Annotated in this window: 18 protein-coding genes; 9 read left to right on the forward strand and 9 right to left on the reverse strand. The window is 70.9% G+C overall.

The window, feature by feature from the left end; all coding sequences use genetic code 11:
• Positions 1-253 precede the first annotated feature (253 nt).
• Positions 254-1,552, reverse strand: a complete 1,299-nt coding sequence (locus ASE87_RS00005) for an NAD(P)/FAD-dependent oxidoreductase (RefSeq protein WP_043596286.1) — start codon at positions 1,550-1,552, stop codon at positions 254-256.
• 306 nt (positions 1,553-1,858) lie between these two features.
• Between ASE87_RS00005 and ASE87_RS00010 the strand changes: the two genes are divergently transcribed.
• Together ASE87_RS00010 and ASE87_RS00015 are read left to right on the forward strand one after the other, a co-directional pair.
• Positions 1,859-2,359 (forward strand): MarR family winged helix-turn-helix transcriptional regulator, encoded by a 501-nt coding sequence (locus tag ASE87_RS00010; RefSeq protein WP_157489609.1) that lies wholly within the window; start codon positions 1,859-1,861, stop codon positions 2,357-2,359.
• A gap of 85 nt (positions 2,360-2,444) precedes the next feature.
• Positions 2,445-2,714, forward strand: a complete 270-nt coding sequence (locus ASE87_RS00015) for a hypothetical protein (protein WP_157489610.1) — start codon at positions 2,445-2,447, stop codon at positions 2,712-2,714.
• Between the two features lie 9 nt (positions 2,715-2,723).
• On the opposite strand, the gene ASE87_RS00020 is transcribed toward ASE87_RS00015, so the two are convergent.
• Positions 2,724-2,987: a hypothetical protein gene (locus ASE87_RS00020; protein ID WP_043596283.1), complete on the reverse strand. Its 264-nt coding sequence runs from the start codon at positions 2,985-2,987 to the stop codon at positions 2,724-2,726.
• A 211-nt stretch (positions 2,988-3,198) separates the two neighbouring features.
• On the opposite strand from ASE87_RS00020, the gene ASE87_RS00025 reads away from it, so the two are divergent.
• Positions 3,199-3,885: a TetR/AcrR family transcriptional regulator gene (locus ASE87_RS00025; RefSeq protein ID WP_052505369.1), complete on the forward strand. Its 687-nt coding sequence runs from the start codon at positions 3,199-3,201 to the stop codon at positions 3,883-3,885.
• A 7-nt stretch (positions 3,886-3,892) separates the two neighbouring features.
• The gene (locus ASE87_RS00030) at positions 3,893-5,638 is read left to right on the forward strand and encodes an MDR family MFS transporter (RefSeq protein ID WP_056224857.1); all 1,746 of its coding nucleotides are present in this window, start codon (positions 3,893-3,895) and stop codon (positions 5,636-5,638) included.
• Positions 5,639-5,663: 25 nt separating this feature from the next.
• Here the strand turns inward: ASE87_RS00030 and ASE87_RS15935 are convergent, their stop codons facing one another.
• Positions 5,664-5,816: a hypothetical protein gene (locus ASE87_RS15935; RefSeq protein WP_157489611.1), complete on the reverse strand. Its 153-nt coding sequence runs from the start codon at positions 5,814-5,816 to the stop codon at positions 5,664-5,666.
• A gap of 211 nt (positions 5,817-6,027) precedes the next feature.
• Here ASE87_RS15935 and ASE87_RS00035 point away from each other — a divergent pair, with 211 nt between their 5' ends.
• Positions 6,028-6,597, forward strand: a complete 570-nt coding sequence (locus ASE87_RS00035) for a GNAT family N-acetyltransferase (protein WP_056224859.1) — start codon at positions 6,028-6,030, stop codon at positions 6,595-6,597.
• 24 nt (positions 6,598-6,621) lie between these two features.
• Positions 6,622-7,224, forward strand: a complete 603-nt coding sequence (locus tag ASE87_RS00040; RefSeq protein ID WP_056224862.1) for a hypothetical protein — start codon at positions 6,622-6,624, stop codon at positions 7,222-7,224.
• A 168-nt stretch (positions 7,225-7,392) separates the two neighbouring features.
• On the opposite strand, the gene ASE87_RS00045 is transcribed toward ASE87_RS00040, so the two are convergent.
• The 4 genes from ASE87_RS00045 to ASE87_RS15940 form a co-directional block, all read right to left on the reverse strand.
• Positions 7,393-8,664 (reverse strand): hypothetical protein, encoded by a 1,272-nt coding sequence (locus tag ASE87_RS00045; protein WP_056224864.1) that lies wholly within the window; start codon positions 8,662-8,664, stop codon positions 7,393-7,395.
• Between the two features lie 502 nt (positions 8,665-9,166).
• Complete coding sequence (locus ASE87_RS00050) at positions 9,167-9,880, reverse strand: GAF and ANTAR domain-containing protein (RefSeq protein WP_056226670.1); 714 nt, start codon at positions 9,878-9,880, stop codon at positions 9,167-9,169.
• Between the two features lie 61 nt (positions 9,881-9,941).
• A complete protein-coding gene (locus ASE87_RS00055; protein WP_056224866.1) occupies positions 9,942-10,292 on the reverse strand; it encodes a hypothetical protein in 351 nt (116 codons plus the stop codon).
• Positions 10,289-10,495 carry a hypothetical protein gene (locus ASE87_RS15940; protein WP_157489612.1) on the reverse strand — a complete coding sequence of 69 codons (207 nt, stop codon included), beginning with the start codon at positions 10,493-10,495 and terminating at the stop codon, positions 10,289-10,291. The genes ASE87_RS00055 and ASE87_RS15940 overlap by 4 nt, the downstream gene beginning before the upstream one ends.
• 248 nt (positions 10,496-10,743) lie before the next feature.
• Between ASE87_RS15940 and ASE87_RS00060 the strand changes: the two genes are divergently transcribed.
• Positions 10,744-11,061: a hypothetical protein gene (locus ASE87_RS00060; RefSeq protein WP_056224869.1), complete on the forward strand. Its 318-nt coding sequence runs from the start codon at positions 10,744-10,746 to the stop codon at positions 11,059-11,061.
• Positions 11,061-11,297 carry a hypothetical protein gene (locus ASE87_RS00065; protein WP_056224872.1) on the forward strand — a complete coding sequence of 79 codons (237 nt, stop codon included), beginning with the start codon at positions 11,061-11,063 and terminating at the stop codon, positions 11,295-11,297. The genes ASE87_RS00060 and ASE87_RS00065 overlap by 1 nt, the downstream gene beginning before the upstream one ends.
• On the opposite strand, the gene ASE87_RS00070 is transcribed toward ASE87_RS00065, so the two are convergent.
• Entirely contained in the window at positions 11,276-11,545 is a 270-nt protein-coding gene (locus ASE87_RS00070; protein ID WP_056224875.1) for a hypothetical protein, read from the reverse strand. The genes ASE87_RS00065 and ASE87_RS00070 overlap by 22 nt on opposite strands.
• A gap of 322 nt (positions 11,546-11,867) precedes the next feature.
• The gene (locus ASE87_RS00075) at positions 11,868-12,806 is read right to left on the reverse strand and encodes a LysR family transcriptional regulator (RefSeq protein WP_056224878.1); all 939 of its coding nucleotides are present in this window, start codon (positions 12,804-12,806) and stop codon (positions 11,868-11,870) included.
• 98 nt (positions 12,807-12,904) lie between these two features.
• Here ASE87_RS00075 and solA point away from each other — a divergent pair, with 98 nt between their 5' ends.
• Positions 12,905-14,206 carry an N-methyl-L-tryptophan oxidase gene (gene solA, locus ASE87_RS00080; protein WP_082452198.1) on the forward strand — a complete coding sequence of 434 codons (1,302 nt, stop codon included), beginning with the start codon at positions 12,905-12,907 and terminating at the stop codon, positions 14,204-14,206.
• Positions 14,207-14,225: the final 19 nt, after the last annotated feature.

Genomic DNA, 14,225 nt, shown 5'->3' on the forward strand with positions numbered 1-14,225 from the left:
GACCGACGCCGTCCAGGACGAGATGCTCGTCGGCGTCGCGAAGATCACCGCCGCCACGGAGTAACACCCGAACTACGGCGTGATCCGGTACGTACTGGATCAGCCTCGAACCCCGTTCCGAACCATGCACCCCGTTTCTTCTGGGTTCATGGTTCGGAACGGGGTTCTTCGTGCTCCGGCGTGCGGCGGGGAGGCGCGAGGCGCGGAGGCGCGGGCCGGCAGGACCGCGCCGTCGGTGCTCAGCGGCTGGCCGCTACTCGGCTTTCTCGGTCTGCCACTTCTCGGGCGCCCGGTCACCGTTCGGCCGGACCGGCCGGACGTCGCCCACGATGGGGATGGCCCGCTTGCGGAGTGCCCAGAGGTAGCGCACGAAGAAGTGCGTCAGGGTCGAGAGTCGGTTGCCGTTCCCGAGCAGGCTCGTGATGTGGACGAACACCCACAGCAGCCAGGCGACCGGGCCGGTCAGCGTGAAGCCGTTGGGCAACTGCACCACGGCGGCGTTCGTGCCCACCGTGGCCATGGTGCCCTTGTCGTGGTACTTGAACGGCACGAGCTTCTTGCCGGCGAGCAGGCGGACGATCTGTTCGCCGATGTGCTCGCCGCCCTGGATCGCCGGCTGGGCGAGCTGAGCGAGGGCGTCGTCGGTGGCGGCGATGTCACCCGCGGCGAAGATGCAGTCGAAGCCCTTGACCGTGAGGTCGTCGTCGACCTGGATGCGTCCGCCGTGGGTCTGCGGCACGCCCCATGAGGCGACCTCGGCGTGGGCCGCGACGCCGGTGGCCCAGATGACGAGCTCGGCCGGGATGAACTCGCCGTCGGCGGCGACGACGCCGTCGGGACGGACCTCTTCGACACCCGTGTCGAGCCGCAGGTCGACGCCGCGCTTGCGCAGCACCTTGGCGGCGTACTTGCGCAGACGGGGGGAGAAGGGCTTGAGCAGTTCGCCGCTGCGGTGCACGAGGGTGATCGTGATGCTCGACGCGTCGATCTCGGGGTAGGCGTCCTTCAAGGCCTGGTCGCGCAGTTCGGCCAGCGCGCCGGCCATCTCGACGCCCGTGGCGCCGCCACCGACGATGACGACGCGCACCTCGCCGCTGCCCACCGAGGCCGCGGCGTTCTCGAGCTGCGTGAAGAGCTCGTCGCGGATGCGCAGCGCCTGTGACCGGGAGTACATCGAGTAGGCGTATTCGTAGGCGCCCTTGGTGCCGAAGTAGCTGGTGTTGACGCCGTTGGCGAGGACCAGGGCGTCGTAGGCGATCTCCTCGCCGTCGCGCAGGGTGATGATGCGCTCGTCGGCGCGGATCGTGGTGAGCAGCCCGTGGCGGAACTCGGCGTTCGACTGCTTGGACCTCAGGCTGCGGAGGAAGTAGGTGACGTCGCCCGCGTTGAGGCCACCGGTGGCGACCTGGTACATGAGCGGCTGGAACATGTTGTAGACGTGGCGGTCGATCAGGGTGATGCGGACGTCGGCGTCTCGCAGGGACCTCATCGCCGCGATGCCGGCGAAGCCGCCGCCGACGATGACGACGTGGGGGCGGGGGTCTGCGGTCATGGGGTTGCTCCTGCGGTGTCGATCGTGTCGTCGGATCGTCGTCGACCCCGGTTGGCCGGACCCTGGCGCCGAGTCCGCCGCGAGTTTACTCGCCTCACGAGACGGATCGTGCACCGGATGCATCGACGAACGACCCGCGAGCGGGGGCCTTCCGGGGCCCGTACACGGATGGTACGATCATCTAACTACTTGGTGATCGAGTTGCTTGCCCGATAAGCGACATGTGTCGTGCAGTCGTCGGACGAGACCCGAACCCCGGGCCGAGAGACGAGCGCCGCGCCCGATCCGATCCCTCCCGGAGACCCGATGACCCCCGCCCCCGATGCGCAGACGACCGTCGCGCCCCGTGCCGACACCCGTGCCGACACCCGTCCCGAGCCACGGACCGACGACGTGACGGCCGTGCTCGTCGCGCTGCAACACCTGCAGTCCCGGATCGCCTCCGTCAACGACCGGATGGCCAAGGGCATGGGCGTGGGGGCGACGGACTACCTCGCCCTGGTGCACCTCTCGGTGCACGGCGACACCCCGCCCAAGAAGGTCGGTGAAGCCCTGGGGCTCTCGTCGGGTGCCATGACGGCCCTCGCCGACCGTCTCGAGGCCGCCGGTCTCGTCGTCCGACTCCAGCACCCGACCGACCGCCGCAGCTTCGTCCTGGCGCTCACCGCCCAGGGGTCGAGCGGCGTGGACGAGGCCGGCATCCTCTACGGGCGAGTCGTGCGGGAGGCGCTGTCCGCGTCCCGCCGGCCCGTCGCCGAGGCGGTCTTCCGCGACCTGGGGGACGCCCTCGGGGTCGCGACGCCGTGAGGACGACCGACGTCGCGCCTCCTGGGGGGACGCTGGTGGACGACGCTCCGGCCCTCGCGGCCCGGCGACCCGCTAGGGTCGGCTCGTGAGACTCTCGGTGACCTGGACGGCAGGCGGTGCGCAGCACGGCATGCAGGTGCACGACGACCGTCTCGTCTACTTCCTCCGCGACACCGCCGGCCGCCCCACCACGCACGAGATCCCCGCCGGTTCCCTCGAGACCGTCGACTACTCGACGGTCGCGGATCGGCCGGTCATCACGCTCAACGAGCGAGACGGCACGCAGACGTCGTTCCCGTGCCCCCGCAAGATCGCCCGGGTGCTCTACCCGGCGATCAAGTGGCTGACCGTCTGACGGCGACCGCTACGAGGTGCGCTCGAGGTCGGTGACGTGGGAGCGCCGACGCGTCGCGACCTCGCGCCTCCGCGCCTTGACCGCTCCGCGGAAGCCGACCTCGGCGACGATCGCACCCGCGACCATCAGCGAGAAGCCGGCGAGTCCGGCGGGCAGGCCGAACATCGTGGGGGCGTCCCAGTCGAAGGTGAACGCCAAGACGGCCAGGCCGATCGCCACGAGGGCGAAACCGGCGACCGACAGGCAGACGCGGCGGGCTCTCGGTGCACTCATCTGCTCAGCGTAGGCAACACCTGACGTCCGACGGCGGCGTTCTCAGGGGACGCGGATGCTTCTGCCGCGTAGCCCCCAGCCGGCTCGCCGGGCAGGGGGGTTCACAGGATGCGCGATTGCACTCCCGGCGTGAAAGTGCAATCATCGTCTTCGGCCGCGAGGCCCCGGCGACGTCGCCGATCACGAGAGCGACGAGACCAGGAGGCGCGCGATGGCCACGACCGCCGGCAAGACGGCCCAGCGTCGACTGCGCACCCGCTTCGAGTTGACCGCCGCCGCCCGGCGGTTGACGGCCGAGCACGGACTGGCCGGCTTCACCATCGAGGAGCTCTGCGCCTCGGTCGGCATCTCGCGTCGCACGTTCTTCAACCACTTCGCGTCGAAGGACGACGTCGTCGTCGGCGTCGCGCTCGACGACGACGACGAGGCCCTCGACGGGTACTCGTCCTCGCGACGCGACCCGCGCCTCCCGCCCTTGTCCACCGTCTTCGACGACCTGGGCGCGCTCGTCGTCGAGCGTGTCGAGAACGTCGGCCTCACCCGCGGGCAGGCCGCGCACTTCAAGGCCGCACTCGACCGCGAGCCCCGCCTGTTCGGCGCCATGATGCGGCAGGGCGACGAGCAGCGGCGACGCGTCGTCTCGGCCGTCGCCGCACACGAGGGGCTCGACGTGGGCGATCCCCGCATCGACGTCGCGGTGACCCTGCTCACCGGGCTCGTCCAGCGGGCCTTCGAACGGTTCTTCTCCGCCGAGGGGCGGGACGACGAGCGCTTCGACGCCGTCCTCGCCGACCAGCTCGTGATCGCCCGCGAGCTCCTCGGCGCCGCCGCGCCTCGTGGCCCCGTCTCTCCGCCCGCCCCGACCCACCCTGCCGACCACGACCGAAAGGCGCTGTGACCCAGCCATGACGACCACCACCGCAGCGAAGGCCGACGCGCCCTTCCTCTTGACGAAGAGACGCATCTGGATCATCTTCGGCGCCCTCATCTCGGGCATGCTGCTGTCGAGCCTCGACCAGACGATCGTGTCGACGGCCATGCCGACGATCGTCGGCGAGCTCGGCGGCGTCGAGCACCAGGCCTGGATCACCACGGCGTACCTGCTCGCCACGACCATCGTCATGCCGATCTACGGCAAGTTCGGCGACGTCCTGGGTCGTCGCAACCTCTTCCTCGTCGCGATCGCGATCTTCACCCTCGCGAGCATCGGCTGCGCCTTCGCCACCGACTTCTGGATGTTCGTGGTGTTCCGCGCGATCCAGGGCCTCGGCGGCGGCGGTCTGATGATCCTGTCGCAGGCGATCATCGCCGACATCGTGCCGGCCTCCGAGCGCGGCAAGTACCTCGGCCCGCTCGGCGCGGTCTTTGGCCTGTCGGCCATCGGCGGGCCGCTGCTCGGCGGCTTCTTCGTCGACCACCTCACCTGGCAGTGGGCGTTCTACATCAACATCCCCGTCGGCATCGCGGCGTTCGCCATCACCTGGGCCGCCCTGACGCTGCCGAGCAAGAAGGCCACCAAGCGCATCGACGTGCTCGGCGTGGTGCTGCTGTCGGCGGCGACCACCTGCCTGATCTTCTTCACCGAGTTCGGCGGTCAGGACGACCACGGCTGGGGTGCGCCCGAGACCTGGCTCTGGGGCGCCGGCGTCGTGATCGCGGCGTCGCTGTTCGTGCTCGTCGAGTCGCGCGCGGACGACCCGATCATCCCTCTGTCGTTCTTCCGCAACAAGGTGTTCGTGCTCGCCACCGCCGTCGGCTTCGTGCTCGGCATCGGCATGTTCTCGGCCATCGCGTTCGTGCCGACCTTCCTGCAGATGTCGTCGGGCGCCTCGGCCGCGGTCTCGGGCCTGTTGCTGCTGCCCATGATGGTCGGCCTGATCGGCACCTCGATCCTGTCGGGCAACCTGATCACGAAGACCGGCAAGTACAAGGTCTTCCCGGTCGTCGGCACGATCCTGACCGGCATCGCCATGGCCCTGTTCACGACCCTGACCGCCGACACCCCGCTCTGGCTGATCTGCGTGTTCCTCTTCCTCTTCGGCGCGGGCCTCGGTCTGATCATGCAGGTCGTCGTGCTCGTGGTGCAGAACTCGGTCGACGCCCAGAACGTGGGTACGGCGACGAGCACGAACAACTACTTCCGCGAGGTGGGCGCCGCGCTCGGCGTCGCGATCTTCGGCGCGTTGTTCACGAGCCGGCTCACCTCGAACCTGACGGACGTGTTCACGGGTGCCGGGGCCTCGGCGGGCGACGCCTCACAGGCCACGGCCACGCTCGACCCCGCGACGCTGAACCAGCTGCCCGAACAGATCCGCCGCCTGGTCGTCGAGGCCTACGCCGACTCGCTGGCACCGGTCTTCGCCTACCTCATCCCGTTCATCGCGGTGGCGTTCGTGCTGTCGCTCTTCCTGCCGCAGATCAAGCTCTCCGACGTGGCCGGCATGGTGTCCCGCGGCGAAGCGCTGTCGGGCGACGAGGCCGAGCAGCTCGAGGCGGCCGAGCGGGCCGCGCAGGGGCGTGGCACGGGGCGTGCCGCGAAGCGCGGTGCCGGGACGGCGTCGGAGGCCGCGACCGCCGGTGCGGTGGCGACCGGGGCTCCGGTCGCGCCGCTCGACGGGGTCGACGAGCGGGACGACGCCGACCGCCCGTAGTCGGTCGGATCGCGCGGGCGCCGGGTCAGAGGGCGGCGGGGCCCTGGGCGGGCAGGGTCGCGGCCGCGGTCGAGGTGCGGGCGGGGGCGGACGCGAGTCGCGCCTCCTGGGCGGTGTCCCAGACGACGCCGTCGACGTCGTCCTCGTGCAGGCGGGTGGGGGTGCTGTGGGTGCTCATGGGTGTCTCCTCGGGCGGGCCCGTCGGGTCGGACGCGTCAGACGATGGTGCGGCACGGTGGGGTCGTGCCGCGGCCCCCAGTTCGTGGGCTGTGATCGATCACCGTAGCGGATGCGCGCGGGGCGTCGGGACCGGTGTCGGGGGACCGGCGCCGCGCCTCCTCGTCCACGGTCCCTAGGATCGTGCGCATGAGCACGCGAGGTGAGGGCCGATGATCCACGACGTCGCGCTGGTGGGGCACGGCGTGCGGCTCGAACCGCTCGGGGTCGAGGACGCGGCCGCTCTCTGGCCGCTGACCGACGACGGGCTGTGGGCGGGCATGGTGACGTCGCGTCCGGCGAGCGTCGCGGCCTACGCGGAGCACGTGGAGGCGCAGGTCGCGAACCCGACGACCCTCGCGTTCACGGTGCGCGGCGAGGCCGACGGCGAGGTGCGGGGCACGACGACGTTGTACGACCTCGCGGTGGCGCAGGGGCGGGTCGAGATCGGCAGCACCTGGTACGGCCGCGCCTTCTGGGGAGGACGGACGAACCCCGCCACCAAGCTGCTGCTGCTCACGCACGCGTTCGACACCCTCGGGCTCAACCGGGTCGCGCTGCGATGCGACGCCCGCAACCTGCGGAGCGCTGCGGCGATCCGCCGGCTGGGGGCCGTGCCCGAGGGCGTGCTCCGGTCGCACCGCATCGCCGCCGACGGCACCGTGGGCGACACGGCCTACTTCTCGATCGTGCGCGGCGAGTGGCCCGACGTGCGCGCCGGTCTGGAGGCGCGGCTCGCCTAGTCGCGCGACCGGTACGGTGACGACATGTCCGACGAGACCTGGGTCGTGTTCGACGACGAGCCGAAGCAGCGGGTGCTGGTGCGGGCGATGCGGGTCTTCCTGCCGGCGATCGTGATCTTCGGGACGGCCGGAGCCTTCTTCTCTCGAGGCGGCGAGTCGCTGGTCGATCTGTTCGGCCCGATCGCCGTGCCGATCTCGTTCGTGTTCTGGGCGACCGCCGCCGCGATCGGGTGGAACGTCGTGCTGTGGCTGAATGCCCCCTTCGCCATCGACCTCGAGGGGCGTCGACTGCGCATCCGCCATCGCGTCGTGCCGTTCGACCAGGTCGAACGGGCCGAGCTCGTGGGGCTGAGCGACGGCGACAGGGCCGGCCTGTTGCTCAAGATCGGCCGACGTCGGGGGCCGACGGCGTCCGTGCTGCTCAGGGAGCGGTCGACGCCCGCGCTCGACGACGCCCGACGTGACCTGCTGATCGAGGTGATCCGCGCCTCCTCGATCGCCCGCCCGGTGAGCCCGCACGACCCCACCGGGACGTTCGGGCGGTTCAACTTCCCGGGGACGCTGGACAAGGCCGGAGCCGAGCAGGTCGTCCGCGACCCGCCCGCAGCGGGCGAGCCCGCGCCCTGAGGCTCCGGCGCCCTGGCGCACGTGCGCACGACCTGGCCGCCACGACCTGGCCGCCACGACCTGGCCGCCACGACCCACCCGCCACGAAGTGAACAGCCCGCCACGAGATGTCGTGGCGGGCTGTGTACTTCGTGGCGGCGTGACGGCCGCGGATCAGTCGGGCCCGGCTCAGCGGCGGCGCAGGCGCAAGCGCCCGGCGACGAGGGCACCCGCACCGGCGAGGACCGCACCGAGGGCCCAGGTCAGCGCGCCCGCGGGCTCCGACCCGGTGTAGGCGAGCGACGTCGCGCGGGCGGGCGTCGCGGCGGCGACGGGACGCACCGGCAGTGCGGCCGGGGCGACCGTGCCCGGGTTCGTCGCGGCGGGGACGGTCACGGCCGGGGCGACCGAGAACACGACCGTGTTCGAGAAGTCGCTGAACGTCGTCTGGTCGGCGTCGAAGGTCAGGGCGTCGGCCGCGAAGTCGCCCGCGGGCAGGACGAACCGCGCTGAGAACCGGCCCGTCGCGTCGACGGGGACGACGGTCACGGCTCCGCCGGTCGTCTCGTAGGGCACGGGGTCGACGTCGACGAGGACGGGCTCGACCTCGTCGCCCGGCTCGTCGGCCGCGGCGGCGAACTGCGTCGGTTCGTCGTCGATCGGAGCGTCCTCGGCGTCGTAGAGCTCGACGAGGGCGTAGCCACCGGGGACGGCGTTCTCGCCGCTCACCGTCACGACGCCCGCGGTCGCGTCGACCGGGGGCTCGAGGTGGGGGGCCGCGGCGAACGGCGTCACGTCGAAGTCGGCCGAGGCCGTCAGCTCATGGGCGTCCGAGAAGGTGACCGTGACGACACCCCCGACGGGGAAGTCCGCGGGGATGCTCACGAAGGTGCTCGCGCTGCCGTCGTCGAGGCCGTAGACCAGGAACCGGGGGACGGAGGCCCAGTCGGCGTCGCTCGGCACGCCGTCACCGGTGACGGTCACGGTGACGGGGTCCGCCGGCGTGAAGCCCACGGCACGGACCGTGAGGACGGTACCGGGGTGTGCCTCGAAGTCGTCGCCGAAGACGACCGGCTCCGAAGCGATCGGGGCCTCGTCCGCAGGAGCCACCTCGGCCGGAGCGGCGGTCTCCACCGGCGCGGCGTCGGCCGGCGCCGGGTCGTCGACGGGTGCGTCGGTGTCGACGGGGGCCGTCTCGGACCCGGAGGCGCTGGTCGCGTCCTGGTCGGAGGGGACGCTCGCGTCGGTGCCGGTCGACGGGACGGAGGCATCCGTCGTGGCCGGCGTCACCGCGGCCTCCGTGGGCGCGACGGTCGGGGTCGCGCCCGAGCCGGTCGTGGCGCCGACCTCCACGGGGTCGCCCTCGGCGGCGAAGGCCGTGGCGGGCGCGAGGACGAGGACCGCGGCCAAGGCGACGGCGGGCAGGGCGGTGGCGGCGCCGAGGCGGCGTGATCTGGACATGGTTCCCCCGGGACGAGTGGTGCCGCGCGTCGGGTGAGCGCGGTCGGTCGACTGTAGACAGCACGGTCGGGCCGGGTGGGGGATCGGATCGTCCGCGGGGTCCGCCGTGATGAGACCGTGATGCACTTGTCCCCCGTCCTGCGGTAATCGGGTACGAACGATGCGCGATCGAGGCGGCCCTCGCCTGGCTCACGGTCGACCGCGCCACGGTGCCCGACACAGAGGCCGCCAGCGAGCGGCTCGTCGAGGGCTACGTCGCGCGGGCGGGGGCCTCCGTCTGACGGTGAGTGCCCTCCGTCGAAACGCGTGATCGTCGGAGGGCACTCACTGCCGATGGTCTTCGGGAACCGATCGGCCACCCCTCGCGAGCCGGGTTCAGGCCGGCCCGCGAAGGGTTCGGTGAACAGAATCGCAGTCGCGTGGCACCCTGAAAAGGGGCTGGACACAGTTGGTCGTCCTCGTTTACGCAGGTCCGGCGGCCATGGCCGGTTCGCGCTCGAGTTCAGAGTTCGAGGCGGCGCTCGACGACGTCCCGAGCGACGTCGGCCAGGCGGGCGTTGTGGTCACGAGCATGGCGCCGGAGGACGTCGAAGGCGGCGTCGGTGCTGACGCGCCGGGTCTCGGACACGACGCCCTTGGCCTGCTCGATGACAACGCGCGTGCCGAGGGCGGTCTGCAACTGTTTCTGCACGACGTCGCCCTCGCGCACCGTGCGCTCGTGCAGGATGCCGATCGTAGCGACGTCCGCCAGCGCCTGCGCGGCGCGGATGTCACGGGGGTTCAGATCGCCGGTCTCTCGACGCAGGAGGTTGAGCGTGCCGATCGTCTCGGCCCTGAGTCGGAGGGGGATGGCGAACACCGAGGCGAAGCCGTGCTCGGAGGCGGCCCGGGCGAACGGCAGCCACCGGTCGGGCACGGTGCCGAGGTCGGGCACGCTGACGGAGGCGCCGGTGACGTAGCAGTCGAGGCAGGGGCCCTCTTCCGAGTCCAGCTGCATGACCTCGATCAGGTACGACGCCTCGCTGGTCGAGGCCACGACGTCGAGCGCCCCGTCTTCCTGGGCCAGCAGGATGCCCGCGGCGCTCACGTCCAACAGGTCGACCGTGGTGTCGACCAGGGTCTGCAGCAGTTCGACGACGTCGTAGTCGGCGACGAGGGTGTCGGCCAGGGTGGTGAAGACGTCGACGAGATGGGTCTCCCGGTCGGGGTTGCTCACCGAGGTGTTCGAGGTCGGCGAGTCGGGAAGGAGGCTGCGCAAGCGCGTCGACCGGTCTCGATCAACTCTGGGTGAGGTCGGGTTCGGAGTACGTGCTGTCGACGTTCGTCTCCGGGTCCAGAGGGTTGGCCGACGGTGCGTGGCGCAACGCGTCGAGGCGTCGCTTCATGTAGGCGAGGGCGTCGGCGTTGTCGGGCTCGGGCAACTCGGTGTGGGCGCTCTCGGCCATCAGCGGTGCACCCCCGCCGAGCAACAGGATGGCTCGCACCTCGTCGCCGTCCGAGCTGATGGCCTCGAGCTCGATGTCGTCCGCGTCGTGGTGGTGGGCCAACGCCGCGGCGTACTCGAGCACCGTGACGGCGGTCTCGTCGCCGAGCAGGAACGACTTGTCGGCGAAGGTCATGTGCTTCACCAGGTGCCTCCTCTCGACGACATGCCGTCGTGGGAGGGGCGGGGCAGGAAGAAGTCCTCGTAGGCGGGCAGCCGGTACGCACTGCTGCTCCGGTCGATGCCGGTCGGGCCGACGCTCACTCGATGCGCTCGAGCGTTGCCGGGCTTGGGGTACGTGTGGATCACCGCGGGACGAGCGAACGGATTGGTTTCGTAGGTGCTCATGACCGACCTTCCTCCCGGGGTGACCGATCTCCGCTGGCCCGGGGATCGGTCTCCAATCTATGAAGACCCCCCGTTCTGGTGAAGAGGGTTGACCTGACGTCAGTTGTGTGAGAAAGGATTGTCGGGGCAGAAGGGTCCGTGTCGGGGGACAGCTGTCGTGTAGCGTCTGGTCGCATCGGTCGTCCATCGACCAGTGCGTCGAGCGGCCGTCTGGGCCCTGGTCGCTCCGCTCTCGCAGAAGGCCAGACATGGGAAAACTCGCTTACGACCGCTCGTTGACCATCGATTTCGACGACCGGACCCTCGCCCATCTCCAGATCGTCATCGGCATGAAGATGCGTCGCGGTGAGTCGTTCTACTTCTCGTGGAAGGACGACCAGCAGGTCGGAGACGGCCGCACGAGCATCTGGCTGCACCCGACCATCCCGCTGGTGTACAAGTACTATGGCTCGCGCAGCCCGGCCATCAACCCTGCGTGGCTCCACGCTCTCGAGGTCAGTGCCAACACGAACGCGGGTCTGCAGATCGTGCCCGAGCCCTCCGTGCCCACCAATAAGGCCACCTGATGAACCGCATCGACATCGTCTACGACGGCCATGCGTACACCCTGTCGAACACGTCGTTCGAGGACCTCAAGGCCCGCGTCCTGGCGACCGCGACCGGCGGTGAGCCGTTCTGGCTGACCGTCAACGAGGGGGCCGGCACCTTGAAGGCCGTCGAGGTGTTGATCACTGCGTCGTCGCAGCTCAGCCTGGCCGAGATCCGACGAGAGCCGGACGACTACGCCGACTCGGCGGCGTAGTAGTCGAAGTCGGGGAGCTCCGCGACGGACGCTGCCGACGGCTCGTCGACACGGTCGACCGTCTCGAACCAGATCTCGGTCCGACCGGTGACCAGGACGGACACGTGGCTGCCCGACGCGGTCTCGACGTCGACGAATTCCGGCGCTCCGCCGCATGCGGCGACGATCCGACCCTTCAGGGCGTCGACGTCGCTCTCGGGCGACAGGCGGATGGCTTGTTGACGTGTGTACAGCGTCGTCACGGGCATGGGATGGACCTCTGATCTCTCGGTAGCGGTTGTCCGCCCGGTCTCGTCGTGTCCGAGGTCTGGAGACACGATGGTCGGACGGGGCGCGCACTGGTCGTCACACTAGGCCGCAGGCCTGTGAGGGGCCGCGACCCCTAGGGCGGGTCGCGGCCCCGCGACGCGACGTTCGTCGCACCGTTCTCCGCCGACACGCCCGTGTGACGAGACCGTGCCGCCCGTGAAGCACTGGCAGGAGATGCTCCATCCTCTCCGGCCCGGGGAGGATGCGCACCGGGCTTGACACGGGACGCGACGTGCCCCAAGTCGTGCTCGCGTCGTCGGCTCAACCGCCGATCAACTCGAGGGTGATGCGCCCGGCCCGCAGGTCGCGGTCGCGCATCACGGTGAGCTCGGTCCGGATCTGCGCCGTGAAGGCTGTCGTCATGGGGTTCGGTCGACCGGAGAGCCAGAGCATCGACAGGGCCGTCCGCGCCCAGTCTTCGGCGATCGTGACGAAACGGACGCCGGGGATCGGGATGTACGACGAGAGGTAGGGCATGAGCGAGACGCCGAGGCCGCAGGCGACCGTGCTCAGCATCGAGAGGTCGTTGACCGCGTGGATGGGGATGCGGGGGTTGAACCCGGCGCGGACGCACGACATGACGATGCGGTCGTAGGCCTGGGGTGCGTCCTCGCGGTTGAACATGATGAAGTCGTCCTCGGACAGTTCGCCGAGGGGCACCGAGGTCTCGCCGGCCAGACGGTGGGTGTCGGGCAGGGCCACGACCAGCGGCTCGAGAGCCAGCTGCTCGACCTCGAACCGGTCGTCGATCGACCGGACGCGCGTGAAGCCCAGGTCGACCGACCCGCGGACGAGGTCGGACAGGATCGCCTGTTCCTCGCTCTCCTCGACCAGCACCCGGGCCCCCGGGTGCGACGCCGAGAACGCCCGGACCACGGTCGGCAGCAGGCCGGCGAGCACCGAGCTGATGCTGCCCACCCGCAGCGGTTGGACGTCGGCCACGACCGAGTCGAGCAGCGACTCGGTCTGCTCGATCTGGTGCAGGATGCGCTTGCCCTCACGCTTCAGGAGCTCGCCCGCCGGGGTCAGTCGGGGGGCCGTCCGCGCCTGCCGCTCGAACAACCGCGTGCCGAGCTTCGCCTCGAGTCGCGAGATGGCCTGGCTGAGCGGCGGCTGGCTCATCTGCAACCGCGCGGCGGCCTTCGTGAACGAGAGGTCGTCGGCGACCGCCATGAAGTAGGTGAGCTCTCGGATCTCCATGACGGGCCTCTCGTCGGTCGCGCCTCATACGCAGCGGGTATCAGATCATCCCTTTTTGGTATTTGAGGGCGCAAGTGCCGACGCAATAGACAGGGGCCATGAACGACGCCACCACCGCCTCCTCGGTACCAGGACCCACCGACCCGTCCCTCGACGCCGACGTCATCGTCGTCGGGCTCGGCGCCTGGGGGGCACAGGCGCTCTGGCGCCTCGCCGAGCGGGGACGGCGCGTGATCGGCGTCGAGCGCTTCGGCATCGGCCACCCGATGGGCTCGACCCACGGCGCGACCCGGCTGTTCCGCATCGCCTGCATGGAGCACCCGGGGCTCGCCCCGATCGCGACCCGCGCCCGCGACCTCTGGTACGACCTCGGCGAGCGCACCGGTCAGACCCTCCTGCGTCAGACCGGCGGCGTCATGGTCGGCCCCCGAGACGGCCACGTCGTCGCCGGCACCCTGCGTGCCGTCCACGAGGCCGGGCTCGAGTCGACGGTCTTCGAGCACGACGAACTCGTCGCGCGGTTCCCGCAGTACGCCGGCTTCGGCCCCGACGACATCGGCGTGTGGGACCCCGCCGCCGGCATCAGCTACCCCGAGAAGGGCGTGCGGGCCGCCGTCGAGGTGGCCCGGTCGCTCGGCGCGACCGTGCTGACCGACACCCGGGTGACGGCGATCGACCCGGTCGACGGGGGAGTCGAGGTCACGGCCGGGGGACGCGTGCTGCGGGCCGCCCGCGTGGTCGTGACGCTCGGTGCCTGGACCCCGCAGTTCGTCGACCATCCCCTCGTCGCCCGCCGCACCCCGCTCTTCTGGTTCGAGGGCACGACCCCCGAGGCGACGGCACCGGGCGGCGACTTCGACCTCGCGGCCTTCCCGGTGTTCATCCGCCAGCTGCCCGACGGCACCACCCTCTGGGGGCACGGCGCCGACCGGGCCGACGGGGACGGCTACGCCGTCAAGATCGGCCTGGAGGACTCGGGCGGCGCCTTCGAGGACGCCGAGGCCGACACCGTGGACCGGTACATCCATCCGGCGGCGGACTACGGCTTGCTCTCGGCAGCCGTGGCCCGGGCCTTCCCGGGGCTCGACCCGACCCCTGCCAAGGCGATCGCCTGCATGGTGACGAACTCGCCCGACCGGCAGTTCGTCATCGGCCACCCCGGTGGCGACACCCGCGTCGTGGTCGCCGGCGGCGACAGCGGCCACGGCTTCAAGCACGCCCCGGCGATCGGGGAGCTGCTCGCGCAGCTGGCCGTCGACGAGGAACCGTTCACCGACATCGACTTCATGAGCCCCGACCGCGGCTACGACGGCACGTCCTGGCTCGACGAGGACGACCACCCGACCGCGGCCACGACCGACGCGACCGACACGGTCGACCGCCTGGCCGTGCCGTCCTGATCCACCCGGCCCGCGCCTC

The sequence above is a fragment of the Frigoribacterium sp. Leaf44 genome, assembly GCF_001421865.1.
In the GTDB taxonomy this organism is placed as follows: domain Bacteria; phylum Actinomycetota; class Actinomycetes; order Actinomycetales; family Microbacteriaceae; genus Frigoribacterium.

Coding starts and splice junctions, on each gene's coding strand:
- ASE87_RS00005 (WP_043596286.1), bottom strand. CDS start 1,552: ATGACCGCAGACCCCCGCCCCCACGTCGTCATCGTCGGCGGCGGCTTC.
- ASE87_RS00010 (WP_157489609.1), top strand. CDS start 1,859: ATGACCCCCGCCCCCGATGCGCAGACGACCGTCGCGCCCCGTGCCGAC.
- ASE87_RS00020 (WP_043596283.1), bottom strand. CDS start 2,987: ATGAGTGCACCGAGAGCCCGCCGCGTCTGCCTGTCGGTCGCCGGTTTC.
- ASE87_RS00025 (WP_052505369.1), top strand. CDS start 3,199: ATGGCCACGACCGCCGGCAAGACGGCCCAGCGTCGACTGCGCACCCGC.
- ASE87_RS00030 (WP_056224857.1), top strand. CDS start 3,893: ATGACGACCACCACCGCAGCGAAGGCCGACGCGCCCTTCCTCTTGACG.
- ASE87_RS15935 (WP_157489611.1), bottom strand. CDS start 5,816: ATGAGCACCCACAGCACCCCCACCCGCCTGCACGAGGACGACGTCGAC.
- ASE87_RS00035 (WP_056224859.1), top strand. CDS start 6,028: ATGATCCACGACGTCGCGCTGGTGGGGCACGGCGTGCGGCTCGAACCG.
- ASE87_RS00040 (WP_056224862.1), top strand. CDS start 6,622: ATGTCCGACGAGACCTGGGTCGTGTTCGACGACGAGCCGAAGCAGCGG.
- ASE87_RS00045 (WP_056224864.1), bottom strand. CDS start 8,664: ATGTCCAGATCACGCCGCCTCGGCGCCGCCACCGCCCTGCCCGCCGTC.
- ASE87_RS15940 (WP_157489612.1), bottom strand. CDS start 10,495: ATGAGCACCTACGAAACCAATCCGTTCGCTCGTCCCGCGGTGATCCAC.
- ASE87_RS00060 (WP_056224869.1), top strand. CDS start 10,744: ATGGGAAAACTCGCTTACGACCGCTCGTTGACCATCGATTTCGACGAC.
- ASE87_RS00065 (WP_056224872.1), top strand. CDS start 11,061: ATGAACCGCATCGACATCGTCTACGACGGCCATGCGTACACCCTGTCG.
- ASE87_RS00070 (WP_056224875.1), bottom strand. CDS start 11,545: ATGCCCGTGACGACGCTGTACACACGTCAACAAGCCATCCGCCTGTCG.
- ASE87_RS00075 (WP_056224878.1), bottom strand. CDS start 12,806: ATGGAGATCCGAGAGCTCACCTACTTCATGGCGGTCGCCGACGACCTC.
- solA (WP_082452198.1), top strand. CDS start 12,905: ATGAACGACGCCACCACCGCCTCCTCGGTACCAGGACCCACCGACCCG.